This is a genomic window from Martinezella sp. CNPSo 3957, assembly GCF_057784395.1.
The window spans coordinates 295,142-309,061 of the sequence record NZ_JBXSOU010000004.1; the positions used below are offsets into that span (position 1 = coordinate 295,142).

General features: G+C 59.3%; 10 protein-coding genes. 1 reads left to right on the forward strand and 9 read right to left on the reverse strand.

Annotated elements, in window-relative coordinates:
- Window positions 1-11: 11 nt before the first annotated feature.
- The 7 genes from AC13QE_RS12765 to AC13QE_RS12795 all read right to left on the reverse strand — a co-directional run bounded on the left by AC13QE_RS12765 (window position 12) and on the right by AC13QE_RS12795 (window position 10,339).
- Complete coding sequence (locus AC13QE_RS12765) at window positions 12-1,226, reverse strand: glycosyltransferase family protein (protein ID WP_488483947.1); 1,215 nt, start codon at window positions 1,224-1,226, stop codon at window positions 12-14.
- A 100-nt stretch (window positions 1,227-1,326) separates the two neighbouring features.
- Window positions 1,327-2,502, reverse strand: a complete 1,176-nt coding sequence (locus AC13QE_RS12770; RefSeq protein WP_132719278.1) for an ABC transporter permease — start codon at window positions 2,500-2,502, stop codon at window positions 1,327-1,329.
- A complete protein-coding gene (locus AC13QE_RS12775) occupies window positions 2,499-3,497 on the reverse strand; it encodes an ABC transporter permease (protein ID WP_015343453.1) in 999 nt (332 codons plus the stop codon). Before AC13QE_RS12775 ends, AC13QE_RS12770 begins: the two co-directional genes overlap by 4 nt.
- Entirely contained in the window at window positions 3,490-5,412 is a 1,923-nt protein-coding gene (locus tag AC13QE_RS12780; protein ID WP_488483948.1) for an ABC transporter substrate-binding protein, read from the reverse strand. Before AC13QE_RS12780 ends, AC13QE_RS12775 begins: the two co-directional genes overlap by 8 nt.
- A complete protein-coding gene (locus AC13QE_RS12785; protein WP_488483949.1) occupies window positions 5,409-7,316 on the reverse strand; it encodes an ABC transporter ATP-binding protein in 1,908 nt (635 codons plus the stop codon). The genes AC13QE_RS12780 and AC13QE_RS12785 overlap by 4 nt, the downstream gene beginning before the upstream one ends.
- Window positions 7,317-7,476: 160 nt before the next feature.
- Window positions 7,477-8,814: an adenylate/guanylate cyclase domain-containing protein gene (locus tag AC13QE_RS12790; RefSeq protein WP_183711483.1), complete on the reverse strand. Its 1,338-nt coding sequence runs from the start codon at window positions 8,812-8,814 to the stop codon at window positions 7,477-7,479.
- Between the two features lie 349 nt (window positions 8,815-9,163).
- Window positions 9,164-10,339, reverse strand: a complete 1,176-nt coding sequence (locus tag AC13QE_RS12795) for a DUF3095 domain-containing protein (protein WP_488483950.1) — start codon at window positions 10,337-10,339, stop codon at window positions 9,164-9,166.
- Window positions 10,340-10,481: 142 nt separating this feature from the next.
- On the opposite strand from AC13QE_RS12795, the gene AC13QE_RS12800 reads away from it, so the two are divergent.
- The gene (locus AC13QE_RS12800; RefSeq protein WP_015343458.1) at window positions 10,482-10,961 is read left to right on the forward strand and encodes a class I SAM-dependent methyltransferase; all 480 of its coding nucleotides are present in this window, start codon (window positions 10,482-10,484) and stop codon (window positions 10,959-10,961) included.
- A 2-nt stretch (window positions 10,962-10,963) separates the two neighbouring features.
- Here AC13QE_RS12800 and AC13QE_RS12805 read toward each other — a convergent pair whose 3' ends face one another.
- Window positions 10,964-11,842 carry an FkbM family methyltransferase gene (locus AC13QE_RS12805; RefSeq protein ID WP_488483951.1) on the reverse strand — a complete coding sequence of 293 codons (879 nt, stop codon included), beginning with the start codon at window positions 11,840-11,842 and terminating at the stop codon, window positions 10,964-10,966.
- 72 nt (window positions 11,843-11,914) lie between these two features.
- Window positions 11,915-13,639: an adenylate/guanylate cyclase domain-containing protein gene (locus AC13QE_RS12810; protein WP_488484098.1), complete on the reverse strand. Its 1,725-nt coding sequence runs from the start codon at window positions 13,637-13,639 to the stop codon at window positions 11,915-11,917.
- Window positions 13,640-13,920 lie beyond the last annotated feature (281 nt).

Here is a 13,920-nt window from a genome sequence, read left to right on the forward strand (position 1 = left end):
GTTCCGGTGATCTACTCGGCAACGATCGATAGCGGCGTGTAGCGCTCGCGGTCATCGAACCATTCGCCGATGGTGTGCGAGATATGCACGAGCCCCTCGAGGCGCATATCACTGTTGCTCGCCGAGGGCGGCGCCCGGTTCGGCAGGCGCTTCAAGGCAGCTGCCAGCTGCTTCGGATCGGCCGATTCTTCCGGCAGCAGCATGTCGACGAGGCCGAGCTCGCTTGCCCGCTGCGCGCGGATGAGCTGCTCCTCGCGTGGCCGCGTCCGCGGAATGATCAGCGCCGGCTTGTCGAAAGACAGTATTTCGCAGTAGGTGTTGTAACCACCCATAGCCACCACCGCCTTGGCACCGGCAATCAGTTCTTCCATCTTGTTGTCGAACTCGATGACGTGCAGACAGTCGATCTTGCCGGCGCGCTCCAAAAGCTGGCTGCGCTCCTTGGCCGGCATATAGGGGCCAAGTACGATCAACGTCTTCTGCGTGAGAGAACTATCCTCCTCGAAAGCGGCGATGACGTCGCTCACGAGATCGGCGCCGTCGCCGCCGCCGCCTGTTGTCACCAGGATATAATCCTCGTCAGGCACATGTTCCGACTTCGTGCCCAACGTGGAAACGCTGCGCTGTAGAAAGCCGACGAATTCCATCTTCCGGCGCACGCCGGAGGGAACATCGAGGCCGACGAGCGGATCGTGAAAGTCCGGCGGGCCATAGACCCAGACGCGATCGTAGAATTGATCGATCTTCTGCAGGACGTTGTTCTTCTTCCATTCGGCTTCCAGCAGGTGTGGCGCATCCATCACGTCGCGCATGCCGAGAACGAGCGTGGTGCCGCGCGCCTTCAGATAGGTCAGCGTCTCTTCGACCTCACCTTTCAGCCCCAACGGCTCCTTATCGACAATGAAAACGTCGGGCTGGAAGGTTTCGGCCGTGTGGCGAATGATCGATTGCCGCATCTTCAGCGTTTCCTGCAGCGCGACATGGCTCGCCATAGACGTGTATTCACCGTCGCGCAGCTTGATGACGCTCGGCACTTTGACGAAATCGACACGGGCGCGATAATCGAATGCCCCGGCGATCGTTGCGCCGGATATGATCAGCACGTTCAGGCCGCGATAGTCCTCAACAAGCGCATGGGCAATCGTTCTGCACCGCCTCAGATGGCCGAGACCGAACGTGTCATGGCTATACATGAGGATTCGAGCATCTTCTAAGCGCCGCTTCATAGGCAAAACCTCTGGGGGTGAAAGTTATACGCGGTATGTCGACAAAGGACATCCGCGGGCCGCTTCTCGAATTGCAATCCTGTCTTCGCCGTTCACCCTGCTATTTGTAGGGATCGGCGGCATCGCGCAAGCCGTCTCCTAAAAAGTTGAACGCCAGAATGATCAAAATCACCGGGATCATAGGAAAAAGGAGCCATGGATAGAAGGCGATGACGCTAACGCTCCTTGCCTCGGTCAGCAAAATACCCCAGCTCGTGATTGGCGGGCGAAGCCCCAATCCAAGAAAGCTAAGTGCGGTTTCGCCGAGAATCATGCTCGGAACGGAGATCGTTGCCGACGCAATGAGATGCGACATGAAGCCGGGAACGAGATGCCGGCCGATGATGCGCGGCGTGCTGGCGCCCATCAATTGCGCAGCGAGAACATAATCCTCCTCGCGCAAGGACAAAAGCTTCGAGCGCACGGCGCGCGCAAGACCGGTCCAGTCGAGAATGCCGAGAATGATGGTGATACCGAAATAGACGATGATCGGGCTCCAGCTCACGGGCATGATCGCCGCCAGCGCCATCCACAACGGCAGGCTCGGCAGCGATTGCAGCACCTCGATCACGCGCTGGACGAGGAGATCGAAGAGACCGCCGTGATAGCCCGCCAGACCACCGATGACGATACCGAGCACGAAGCTGACCGCAATGCCGATCAGCCCGATGGTCAGGGATATGCGTGCGCCATAGATGATGCGCGACAGCACGTCGCGGCCCAAACGGTCCGTCCCAAGCAGGTACATTTGTCCGCCGACCGCAGGACAGACCAGATGGACGTTCGAATCCACCAGGCCCCAGAAGCGATAGGCGTCGCCGCGACAGAAGAAGCGGATCGGCTGCACATCCGAGGGATTATCGATATAGACCCGGCGCAGCGTATCGATATCGAGCGTCATCTTGCGGCCGTACACGAACGGTCCGACAAACTCTCCGTTGTTGAAGAAGTGCACCGCCTGCGGCGGCGAATGGATGTAATCGACATTGCGGGTATGCAGCCCGTAGGGGGCGAGGAACTCGGCAATGACGATCATGCCATAGGCCAGCAGCAGGAAAATGCCTGACGCAAGCGCAAGCTTATGCTTCTTGAACTTCCACCACATCAGCTTCTTTTGCGAAGCCATGTAATAGCGCTGCTGGCCGGCCGACATAGCCTCGAACTGATCCGGATCGAAATCCGCGCTCGAGACATAATGTTCCAGGGGGGCGCCGGGTTTTGGCAGGGATACGCTCACTTTGTGCTCCTGCCTTGCAAGCGGATGCGGGGGTCGAGAAAGCCAAGAGCGATGTCCGAGATCAGCACGCCGATGACGTTGAGGAAGGCGAGGAACATCAAGAACGAGCCGGCGAGATACATGTCCTGGCTCTGCAGTGCGCGGATCAACATCGGGCCGGTCGTCTCCAGCGACAGTACGATTGCCGTGATCTCGGCGCCCGAAATGATCGACGGCAGGATGGAGCCGATATCGGCAACGAAAAAGTTCAGCGCCATGCGCAGCGGATATTTCACCAGCGCCTTGAGGGGATGCAGCCCCTTGGCCCGCGCAGTGACGACATATTGCTTCTGCATCTCGTCGAGCAGATTGGCGCGGAGGCGGCGGATCATGCCGGCCGTTCCGGCCGTGCCGACGATGATGACCGGGATCCAAAGGTGCGACAGGATCGAACGCGCCTTTTCCCAGCTCATCGGTTGCGAAAGATACTTTTGATCCATCAGATGCCCGATCGACACGCCGAACCAGACATTGGCGAAATACATCAGGATCAGTGCCAGCATGAAATTCGGAATGGCGATCCCGAGCAGACCGAGGAAAGTCAGGCCGTAATCGCCCCAACTATATTGATGGGTTGCCGAATAGATGCCGATCGGAAAAGCGATCAGCCAGGTCAAAAGGATTGTTGTCATCGAGACGAGGATTGTCAGCCAGAGCCGGTCGCCGACGACATCCGATACCGGCAGCTGATATTCGAAGGAATAGCCGAAATCGCCGTGCAGCATGCCGCCGGCCCAATGCAGGTATTGAAGCGGCAATGGCTGGTCGAGCCCGTATTCGTGGCGAAGATTCTCCATATCCTGGAGATTGGCGGTGTCTCCCTGAGCGCGCAGTTCGGCGATCTGGCTGTCGAAGAAGTCTCCCGGCGGCAGCTGGATGATGGTGAAGACCAACATGGAGATGATGACCAGGGTCGGGATCATCACGGCGGTGCGCCAGAGGATATATTTAAGCATTCCGGCGATCCTCCTTCATCCAGAAGGTGTCCGGCATGTACACGCCGAGCAGGCAGGTCGGGTCGAAGCCGTACAACGCCTTTTCCGGTACATTCTGCATGCTGGCCGAATGCGCAATCGGCTGCAAAGTCGCGTTGACCAGACCGATGGAGAAGACTTGATCCGTATAGACCTTCAGCATCTTGTGCCAGATTTCGGCACGCTCGAATGAGGAGGCGGCCTCTTCCCATTCGCCTAGCAGCTTGATCAGCTCGACGGCTTCCGGCACATCGGGAGCCACCCCTTGCGTCTGGCGCGACAGATAGTACATGCCCCAAAGCGGCCATTGCATCTGGTCGCTGGTCGTCGGCGCCAGCTCGCCAGGATTCATGTCGGCCGTCGCCACACCATTATCGAGGCCGTACCATAACGACATCAAAATGCGGCCACCCATGGCGCGACTGCGGAAAACATCACGTTGGGATACGCGGATGAAAAGCGCGATGCCAATCTTGCGCCAGTGATCGGTCACCAACTCGAGCACGTCGGAATCGAGCGTACTTTCGCCAGGGGTCTCAACGGTAATCTCCATTCGCCGACCATCCGACAGCAAACGGACACCGTCTTCATCCCGCTTGTCCAGGCCGACAGCATCCAACAGAGCGTTGGCCTGATCCGGATCGTGCTCGATCCAGGCGGAGGCATATTCAGGTTTGAAAAGCGGACTGTCGGGCAACACCGTGTTGGCGCTTGCCGTGCCGAGACCGTAGAACACGGCCATGTTGATCTCGTGACGATCGATCGCAAGCGACAGCGCTCTGCGCACCCGAACATCGCGCAAGAGATCGCGCCAGACTGCATCGGCGCTATTCAGATTTGGGTACAGGGCAACGCGCGATCCACGCGCCGCCTTCCAGAGATCGACCTTGATCTTGCTCGGATCGCGCCTCTCCGCCTCCTTGAGGAACGTATAGTCGTTGAAGTCTATGCCGGTCGCCTGAAGATCGCTTTCCCCCGCGCCGGTTTTGGCAGCGATGATCGCCGAAGAACTGATGTTCAGGATCACGCGGTCGATATAGGGCAGCTGCCGCCCGTTCTCGTCAACGCGATGGAAATAGGGGTTGCGTTCGAATACGAACTGCTCGGCCGGCGGCGCTGTCGTGTTTTTCCATGGGTCGAGTACCGGCAATTTGGGATTTTCAGGCCGGTAGGAGCGGCCCATCTTGATATGCAGATCCTGCCATTTCTTCACGCGGCTTTCCTTCATCAGCGAGGAAAGGCGAATGTTGTCCTGGTATTTTTTGTGGAACTGCTTGAGATAATGTGCCGGCCCGGCGATGACGAGCGGCTGGGGGGCAGCCAGGATCGGCAAGAAATTCGGGTTGGGATCATCCCAGGAATAGCGCACCGTCAAGTCGTCGAGCAACTCGAAACGCGGCAGGCTACCGTGCGGGCGCAGCTCCAACGCACCTCCACCGGGCGTTAGCTCCTTGTTGAGGATAACGTCTTCCCACCAATACCGGAAATCATGGGCCGTAAATGGCTGCCCGTCGGACCATTTATGGCCCTCGCGCAGCTTGAAGGTGAACACCATATCGTTGACGGTGGAAAAGGATTCCAGAATATCCGGCTGAAGCGTCAGCGTGCTGTCATAACCAACCAGGCGGGCATAGCCATAGATGGTCATGAGGCGGATGTCGTTCTGGCTGCCGATGAGCGTGCGCACGGAGCCGCCGTAACGGCCCGCCACGCGGCCCATGCCCGCGACGTTGATGACGCGGGGGAACTTCGGCAGACGTTTGGCGAGGTGCGGCATCTGGCCGGCCCTCAGCCAATCGGCGAGGTATTCCGGCTCATTGTCGACATCGGCCGCCAGAACAGGCTGCGGCAAAACTGCGGAAGCCATCAGGCCAAGGAACGTACGCCGGCCGATCATTTGCGCAACTCCTGAGCATCGACACCCCGGCGCACGCGCACGAAATGTCCGCCGCCCAAATCCGCATAGGTGAGCTCCCCGTCGGCACCGTCCGAAAATTGCGGCCCCCATTTCTGCCGGGCAGCAGGGCCTTCGCTGTTCAGGGCGGAAAAATCCAGCGGTCGGTCGAGATCGGGAAACGGAACGGCGGCGAGCAGAGAACGCGTATAGGGATGGACGGGGGCGCGCAGAATGACCTCACGCGGAGCGATTTCGACGATGCGTCCTCGCGCCATGACGGCTATGCGGTCAGCCATGTAATCCACCACTGCGAGATTATGCGAAATGAACAGATAGGTCAGACCGAGCTCTTTCTGCAGATCCTTGAGAAGGTTCAGGATCTGCGCCTGAACGGACACATCGAGCGCCGAGACGGGCTCATCGAGGATCAGAAGCTTTGGTCCAAGCGCCAATGCGCGCGCAATTCCGATACGCTGCCGCTGGCCTCCGGAGAAGCTGTGCGGATAGCGGCTCAGATAGTGCTTGTCGAGCCCGATCGCCTGCATTAGTGCCGTAACCTTCTCCTTGCGCTCGTCGCTGTCGCCACGCCCATGGATTTCCAAGGGTTCGCTGAGGATGTTGCGGATGGTCATGCGCGGAGAAAGCGAAGAGACCGGATCCTGAAAAACCATCTGAATCTTCGTGCGCAGATCCATCAACTCGTCGCCCTTGACGGCAAGCACATCGATCTTGCCGCTGCCGTCGTCGAAGCTGACGGAACCGCTATCGGCAGTGACACCCCGCATCAGTATCTTGCTGACGGTGGTCTTGCCGCAGCCGCTTTCCCCAACCAAGCCAAGACATTCGCCGCGGCGAATGTCGAAACTGACATCATCGACCGCACGGAACTTCGTGCCATCGCGCCGCCCAAACAATCCGCCGGCCTTCGACGTATAGGTCTTGGTCAGATTGCGCACACTGAGCAGGACATCGGGCGCGGCGCCCGCAGCCGGCACGCCGCCGCCGATAAGCTTCTTCTTGCCGGAAAAGGTGCCGAGATTGACCGGAACGTCCCGCAGGGACTTCAATCTTTCTCCCGGCTTCATATCGAAATGCGGCACCGCCGACATCAGCGCCTTCAGATAGCGATGCTGCGGCTGGCGAAAGATCGTCTCGACCGGGCCTGCTTCCATGATCTCGCCGTGATAGATGACCACGACTTCGTCGGCCATATTCGCGACAACGCCGAGATCATGGGTGATCAGCAGCATCGCCATGTTGAACGTCTGCTGGAGATTGCGCAGCAGGCCGAGGATCTGCGCCTGAATGGTGACATCCAACGCGGTCGTCGGCTCGTCGGCAATCAGGAGCGCCGGGTTGCAGATCAGCGCCATAGCGATCATTGCACGCTGGCGCATGCCCCCGGAAAGCTCGAAGGGATACATGTCGAAAGTTCGAACCGGGTCCTGAAAGCCGACGAGATGCAGCATCTCTTCCGTCTTTTCACGCTGCTCGGCTCTGCTGGTATCTGCGCTATGAATGCGCAGCGCTTCGCTGATCTGGTTGCCGACCGTATGCAACGGCGACAGCGAGGTCATCGGCTCCTGGAAGATCTTTGCCATGCGTGCGCCGCGCAGCGCGCGGATAGCGACTCCGTCACGCGGCAGCTGGAGAATATCGGTGGTCTTGCCGTCGAGCGGATCGGTGAAGAGAATCCGTCCGGTCGCCTTCGCCGCCGCCGGAAGAATGCCCATAATCGATTGGCTGATGATCGATTTGCCGGAGCCGGATTCGCCGACGAGCGCCGTGACCTTGCCCGGAAGCACCCTCAAGCCGGCATTTTTGACGACGCGCAGACTATCCCCGTAGAGGGAAAACGAGACGTCGAGGTTCTCGATACGCAGTAGATCAGTCCCTGACGCCATACATATTACTTCCCGCTCACATGACCTTTGTGGCCTTATGCGGCACACTAACGTAGGCCATAACGGGTGTCTAGCTGGTCAAAGCGATGCGGAGACTGTAAAAAAACTGTCGCCTTTCCAGTGATATATCGGCTTATGCTGAAGCGTAAGGCATGTGCCGTCACGGAGCGAGGTTTTCGACTTGAAGACGGCCCTCGAACTTCTTGGCATCCCTGTGCAAGAGAATAACCTGTTCGGCCTCGGAGAGGCCGTCGGCCGCCGTCTCCTGAAAGATCTCCAGCGCACTGCTGGCTGCCGCCGCGGCCTTCGGAGAGACGACTGTGAAGCGCTGGCGCACGCCGCGCAGCTTTTCTTCTCCCAGCGTCCCCCATTCGCAATCGGTGTAACTTGAGAAAGCCTGGCTCGCGACGACCTCCGTCGAATATTTCTTGGTCAGCGACTGCAGCCGCTCGACCTCGTTGACCGCCGCGCCAAAGGCCGAAAAGGTCAGCCGGTCCTTCAATCCGACATTGCCGAACATGACGTTGCCGACATGCAGGCCGATCCCGTAGCGCACCTCGCTCAGATTACGCGACTGGCGATCGCTGTTGAGCGCGGCAACGCGGCGCTGCGCTTCGAAAACAGCCGACAGCGCGGCTTCGCACGCGACCTTGGATGGGTCCTTGTGCCGGCCGCACGGATAGACCGCCAGAAAACCGTCGCCGAGAAAGCTCAAGATCTCGCCACCGTTGCGGTTGAAAGGCGCAGCAATCGCATCGAAGAATTCGTTCAGCGTATCGATATAGGCTTGGCGCCCTTCCTTTTCGGCAAAAACTGTGGATTGCCGCATGTCGCCCATGACGAGCGCTGCTCGGATCGTCTCTCCATCGCCTCGGCGGATTTGGCCGTTTAGCACGCGCTTCCCTGCATCGCCGCCGAGATAGGTGGTCAGCATATTGTTGGCGAGCTTGCCGAGAACAGCCATCTTGGCAGCCATGGCGAGATGGTTCTGCATGCGCATCAACGCGCCGATCATATCCTCGCTGAAACCACCGATATTATCGGTGGACCAGGAGCCCATCATGCCCTGCATCGAACCAGCCCCGAAGGTCTGCACGAAGGCCATGTAGTCGGTCACCTTCTCCTTGCGCAGGTCCTCGAAGATCGGAAACTCGACCGCGCCGTCACTGTCGATCCGGCGACGCAGGTGCTGAAGATTGTTGGAGAGAAGATAATAATAAGGGCTGCGCATGAAGCGTTCCGGCTGCTCATTCCCGTGCCGGTAGCCCTCGATCGTCAGACCGCCACCCCGACGCCAGGTGAAGCCGAGCGCGTCATAGAGCGGATGAAGCATGGAGAAGGTCAGATGCACGCGCTTGAGCGGCATCCCGGTGGCGGCCATACGTTCGCAGAAACCGCGAACGACGGTTTCCAGGTTCTCGCCCGTCAGGGCGGCCTGCGTCAGCCATTCCGCAACTTTATCGATAAGAATATCAGAGACACCCGAATTGATTGCCATTATTCCCACGGCCCATCCTGCAATGCTTGATGCCTCCCCCGCCTATGGCGTACCGTCGATTTCGTCGGCATCCGTATCCGGGACTTCCAGCCCATCGTCAAAGACTGAAAGAAGCATCATGCGACGGCACCGACACGTTCCATTGCCACCTTGGATCGTGCAGGCACCCAAAATATCGACTGTATTTCCTCACACCCCGCACATGACATGCGGCAGAACGACAGCCGCCACAACCAACGACTCTCGTTTTGTTCTCATTGAGATAAGGCGCATATTCAGCTGACACAATGGGCAAAAAACAAATGGATCGATAAATTTGCGACTGCAGCCCTGCGCGCCGCGGATGAAATCATTCGCCCGCGGCAAGCGCGGGCGGCCGCTTTCCCCGCAACGCCATGGCTGCCATAGCATACCCCCCGCTCGCCCCATCGATGAAGTGCATATGGTCGCGCATGAGAGGCGTCGGAACGAAACAGGTCATCAGCGCACTGTCCTGCCGATGCAGACCGAAGCGACACACGCCTTCTGCCTCTGCCTGGCGTAAGCGTGCCTCGATACGTTCGAGATGTTCGGCGTCGACATCGATAGTCATTTTCAGACCGTCATCGAACTTGCGGAAATCGGAATTCGCAGCGAGATCGCGCCGATAGGCCTTGGCATCGAAGAATGCTGCCCTTACGCGGAACTTGTCGAGGCTCCAGAGCAGGATGACCTGGGCGTCGATAAGAAGCTTGCGCCACCAGCGATTGGCCGGAGCGGCAAGAGCCCGGGCTTCGATATCGACACCATCGAACCTCAATGCTGGCGTCGGGCCTTCGACCGGTACGGGGTGGCTGTCGCGGCTCTGCTCTGCAGAGATGGCGATGATGTCGGCGACCAATTGCTGAAACTGCGGACCGTTTCCATCCTCGCCGGCGATGGCGATGATGGAGATGATCTCGCCATTTTGCGCCTTTATCGGATTCCAGCGGCAGGAAAGCCCTGTTAGATCGGGCTCCGCCTTTTCCGGCGGCGCTTCGACGATGAAGCGTCCTTCCTTCATCTGCCGTTCTGCCCAGCTCGTGCCGCCACCCGAAAACATGGCGTAGGAAACATGGTCGTTTGGGTTGAAACGCGCGACCTGCACGTCGAACCCCTCGTCGCGGATGGCGGCCATCGGCACCAAGGCGGTGCGCAGATCGAGCTGCAGCTCTTCCATCACCCAGCCCCGCACCGCTGAAAGCGCCTGCCGCGCCCGCTCCTCGCCGGAGGGCGGGACTGCCACCAATGCGCCATCCCCGCCGAACGCGAAGGGATAATCACCTCGATCCAAAGCGTTCAGCACGGCGGAAATCACGCTGGCGCCGGCCATGTTGACCGACTTGTAATGACCCGCGGCAATCGCCTTTGTCGAGCTGACGATGTCGGCGATCGCAATCGACCAATCACCCGGCAGGGGCTGATAGTTGGCGCTGTCGGTCACACCCTCGAAACGGGTGAAACCCGAAAGCTTGTGGAAGAAATCATCGTTGGACGGCTCGGCCATGATATCCCCCTTCTGTGAGCGCCGCGACAATCTATCCCTACAACAAATGCGTCGAAAAGCCAGCGGGTGGTCGACGCCGCGATGCCCGCCATGCTAGGCCACGGCGGAAGAGGCATAGAACGCCAAGGATATTTCAAATACGATGAGCCGCCTGGATAGTTTCATTCGCCGCCTCAGTGCGCAGCGCGACATTCTCAACGCCGTTGCCGATGAGGTGAAAACGCTCGACGGCCCGGTGCTGGAGCTTGGCCTCGGCAACGGCCGCACCTTCGATCATCTGCGCGAACTCTTCCCCGATCATCGCATTGTCGCATTCGACCGGACGGTCAATGCCTATGGTCCTTCCATGCCGTCGGCCGAAAACCTTGTTCTCGGTGAGATCAAGGACACGGCGAGAACTTTCATCGGCGCCAACGCCTCGCTCGCCCATGCCGATATCGGCACCGGCTATGAAGACAAGGATGCGATAACATTGACCTGGCTGCCGGAAATCATGGCTGGCGTGCTGGCATCGGGCGGGCTTGCGGTCAGCGGCCTTCCCCTCGACCATCCGGATCTCGCTGTGCTGCCGCTGCCCTCAAGCGTCAAGGACGGGCGCTATTTCATCTATCGGCGCAGATAGGATCAGCGCAGAAACAGGACGTCGAACTGTTCGCCCGCCACCGGCAGTTCGACCACCTTCATGATCCGCTCGCCGCTTTCGAAGAAGGCGAGACATTCGCTATAGTGCCGGGCAAGATCGACAATGAAGTCTCTGGTCTGATCCTTGCCGTAGAAGGCCGGTGTGAATTCCATATAGAGCGGCACCTTGCGGGCCATCAGCACGCCCATCGAACGGCAGGCAACCGGCTCGTATCCCTCGATGTCCATCCAGATCAGCCCGACATCGGCGGGATCGACGCCTGCCTGCAGCAGGATATCGCCGACCGGCCGGACGGGCACCGAGATCTTCTCGTCGGTCGGACTTTGCCGCAGCGCGCTGCTTTTGCCATGGTTCTTGTGATTGAGATAGAAATCGAGCTGACCCTCGCGATCGCCGGCGGCGCAATTGACCGCAGTCACCATTTCCTTCAGGCCATTATCGGCAATATTGACCGCCAGCAGGCGAAAATTGCGCGGGTCCGGCTCGACGCTGACGATGCGGTCATAGGCGCCGCTGAAGGCAAAATAGCAGGTCTGCGTGCCGATATTGCCGCCGAGTTCCAGGAGCGCCGATCCCTTGCGCAACAGGCCGTGTTCGCGCAGGACGCTCAGCAGGCGATCGACATGGTCGCGCTCGAAATGCCCTTTGCGAAAAACCTTGCGGCCGATGTAGTCGGCCGGCGAGAAACTGAGGATGTGATCGCCGCAATCGACCGTCATCATCTTCACGCGGGGGCCGATCGCACTGACAAGGATATCCCGGCCGAGCCTGGTGTCGAACAAGCGCGTGGCGATCGCGTCCCGCTTGCGGCGAAAAGCTCGCTTCCAGTATTTTCGTGTGAGAATCTTGGCGTCAAACATGAGCGCCATCTCTACACCGGCGCCATTCCGTTGCAAACGGACAAGGGCGACGCCGCCGCCACTCTCTGAAAATCAGGCAAGGTGCGCGCTCGCCTCTTTCGAAACGATATAGACTCGCAAGGGCTCACCGCGGCCTCTGACGGCAATCTCGCGGCTTTCGGTGCTGGCGACATCGGCTTCCGAAAGCTGCGCCACCGGCTCCGAAAAGACCAGCGCGGCGTTGAATTCCTTGGCGACGCTTTCCAGACGGCTGGCGACATTGACGGTATCGCCGATCGCCGTCACGTTCTTGACGGTGCCGTATCCCATCGAGCCCACGACTGCGAGGCCGGTATGGATGCCGATGGCGATTTCGAGCGGGGCAGCCAGGTCATCAGCCAGCTCGGCACTGAGCTTGTCGATCTCGCGGATGATCGCGGCGGCCGCCTTCAGGGCCTGCCGATTGGCCTCTTTCGGGGTTGCGCGAAGGCCGAAGAGCGCCATCGCGCCATCGCCGATGAATTTGTCCAGCCGACCGCCATTTTCTTCGATGATGCGGCCAACGATGGCGAAATAGCGGTTGAGCAGAAAAACGATGTCGAAGGGCAGCCGCGATTCCGTCAGCGAGGTGAAATGGCGTAGATCGCAGAAGAATACGACGATCTCGCGCTCGCGGCCGGGACTTGCGGCCTGCGTGTAGACCGGGATCGCCGCCTCGGCCATCGGCGTCAGCAATGGCACCACGCTGACATTGCCGGTCGGGCGCAGCTGGCAGGCAAGCCTGACATCCGGCGTGGCGCCGATACGGTTCAAGGTCTTCAGCTCCAGCGGCTCGGGCGGCGGCAGATTTTCGGCTCCCTCGATGATCTGCACGCGGCAGGTGGAGCATTGCCCCTTGCCTCCACAGACCGAATAATGGGGAATGCCGCCAAGACGGCTTGCCTCGAGCACGCTGAAACCGCGTGGTGCATGGACGATTTCCCCACCTGCGTAACGAATGGCGACCTGATATTGCCGTTCTCGCAGTCTGCGATGCGCTCGGAAGGCAAAAAGAACGGCGATCGACAGACTGAAGGCGCCATAGAATCCGGCGCGGTAAGGCCACAAGTCTTCCGCCATCTTACCGCCGGGCGCCGAGCCTGTTTCGCCAAAGCTTCGTACGTCGCTGTAATAGCCGCCTGGATAGCCGCGCTCATCCTCCTGGGCGACCTCATGCGCCACCGTCTTGCCCATTGCGGCAAAGCCGAGCAAAGCGAGAATCGGCAGGACGATGGCAAGCGACAGCATGACGGGCGCGATCGCCATATACCAACGCCGGTAGCGCAGCCAGAAATGAACGCCGATGCATCCGTGAAGCCAAACGATCAGGAGGACGAACGACTGGCGCATCCCATTGAACGGCGAAGTCACCCAGAGGGTGCGCACGATCGCCTTATAGGTGTCGTGATAGCCGTAGACCTCATGAACGATGCGTGTCGCAACGATATGGTCGATCAGCAGGAGGGGGACCAGGAGACCGGTAACGATCTGGAAAGCCTCGCCGGCGGGCATGACGAGCGTCCTGCGCTTGTAGAGCATTCGCAGCACGAGCAGGATATGCAGGATCAGCGCCCCATAGAGCAGCACGGTTCCGACCGGATTGCGCCAAACCGCCATGAACCAATGTTGCGCATGCTCGGCCATGCCGAGCGAGATCAGGCCGAGGGAATGGTTGGCCAAATGCATGATGACGAAAGCAAAAACGATCAGACCCGAGCCGAGACGCAGCTTTCGCACGAGGCGATCGGTCATGATTGGCTTTCTTGCCTCTATGGTCATCAAACCCAATGTATATTGCCCGTTCACAACTGATCCGAAAACGGTTATCGCCTATTCATCTACAGCGCCGCGCGTCAAATATGACGCGCAAAGGTCGCTGTAGCACTTTTAACCTGCTGCATAGTTTTATCCTCAAATCGATTCCGATTTAAGGAATTATGCAGTAGCCGCAACGCCGCATGCTGTCGAGGATGCGGCTTTTTGAAGCAGGGATCTTATTGTCACGCAACCGGTCGGAATTCGGGCAATCCTTTCACGATTCGGGTTCCTGCCATCACTTA

Excerpts from the sequence above, each read along its gene's own strand:
- AC13QE_RS12805 (WP_488483951.1), bottom strand. The coding sequence starts at position 11,842 with ATGTTTGACGCCAAGATTCTCACACGAAAATACTGGAAGCGAGCTTTT.
- AC13QE_RS12810 (WP_488484098.1), bottom strand. The coding sequence starts at position 13,639 with ATGACCATAGAGGCAAGAAAGCCAATCATGACCGATCGCCTCGTGCGA.
- AC13QE_RS12795 (WP_488483950.1), bottom strand. The coding sequence starts at position 10,339 with ATGGCCGAGCCGTCCAACGATGATTTCTTCCACAAGCTTTCGGGTTTC.
- AC13QE_RS12785 (WP_488483949.1), bottom strand. The coding sequence starts at position 7,316 with ATGGCGTCAGGGACTGATCTACTGCGTATCGAGAACCTCGACGTCTCG.
- AC13QE_RS12780 (WP_488483948.1), bottom strand. The coding sequence starts at position 5,412 with ATGATCGGCCGGCGTACGTTCCTTGGCCTGATGGCTTCCGCAGTTTTG.
- AC13QE_RS12775 (WP_015343453.1), bottom strand. The coding sequence starts at position 3,497 with ATGCTTAAATATATCCTCTGGCGCACCGCCGTGATGATCCCGACCCTG.
- AC13QE_RS12800 (WP_015343458.1), top strand. The coding sequence starts at position 10,482 with ATGAGCCGCCTGGATAGTTTCATTCGCCGCCTCAGTGCGCAGCGCGAC.
- AC13QE_RS12765 (WP_488483947.1), bottom strand. The coding sequence starts at position 1,226 with ATGAAGCGGCGCTTAGAAGATGCTCGAATCCTCATGTATAGCCATGAC.
- AC13QE_RS12790 (WP_183711483.1), bottom strand. The coding sequence starts at position 8,814 with ATGGCAATCAATTCGGGTGTCTCTGATATTCTTATCGATAAAGTTGCG.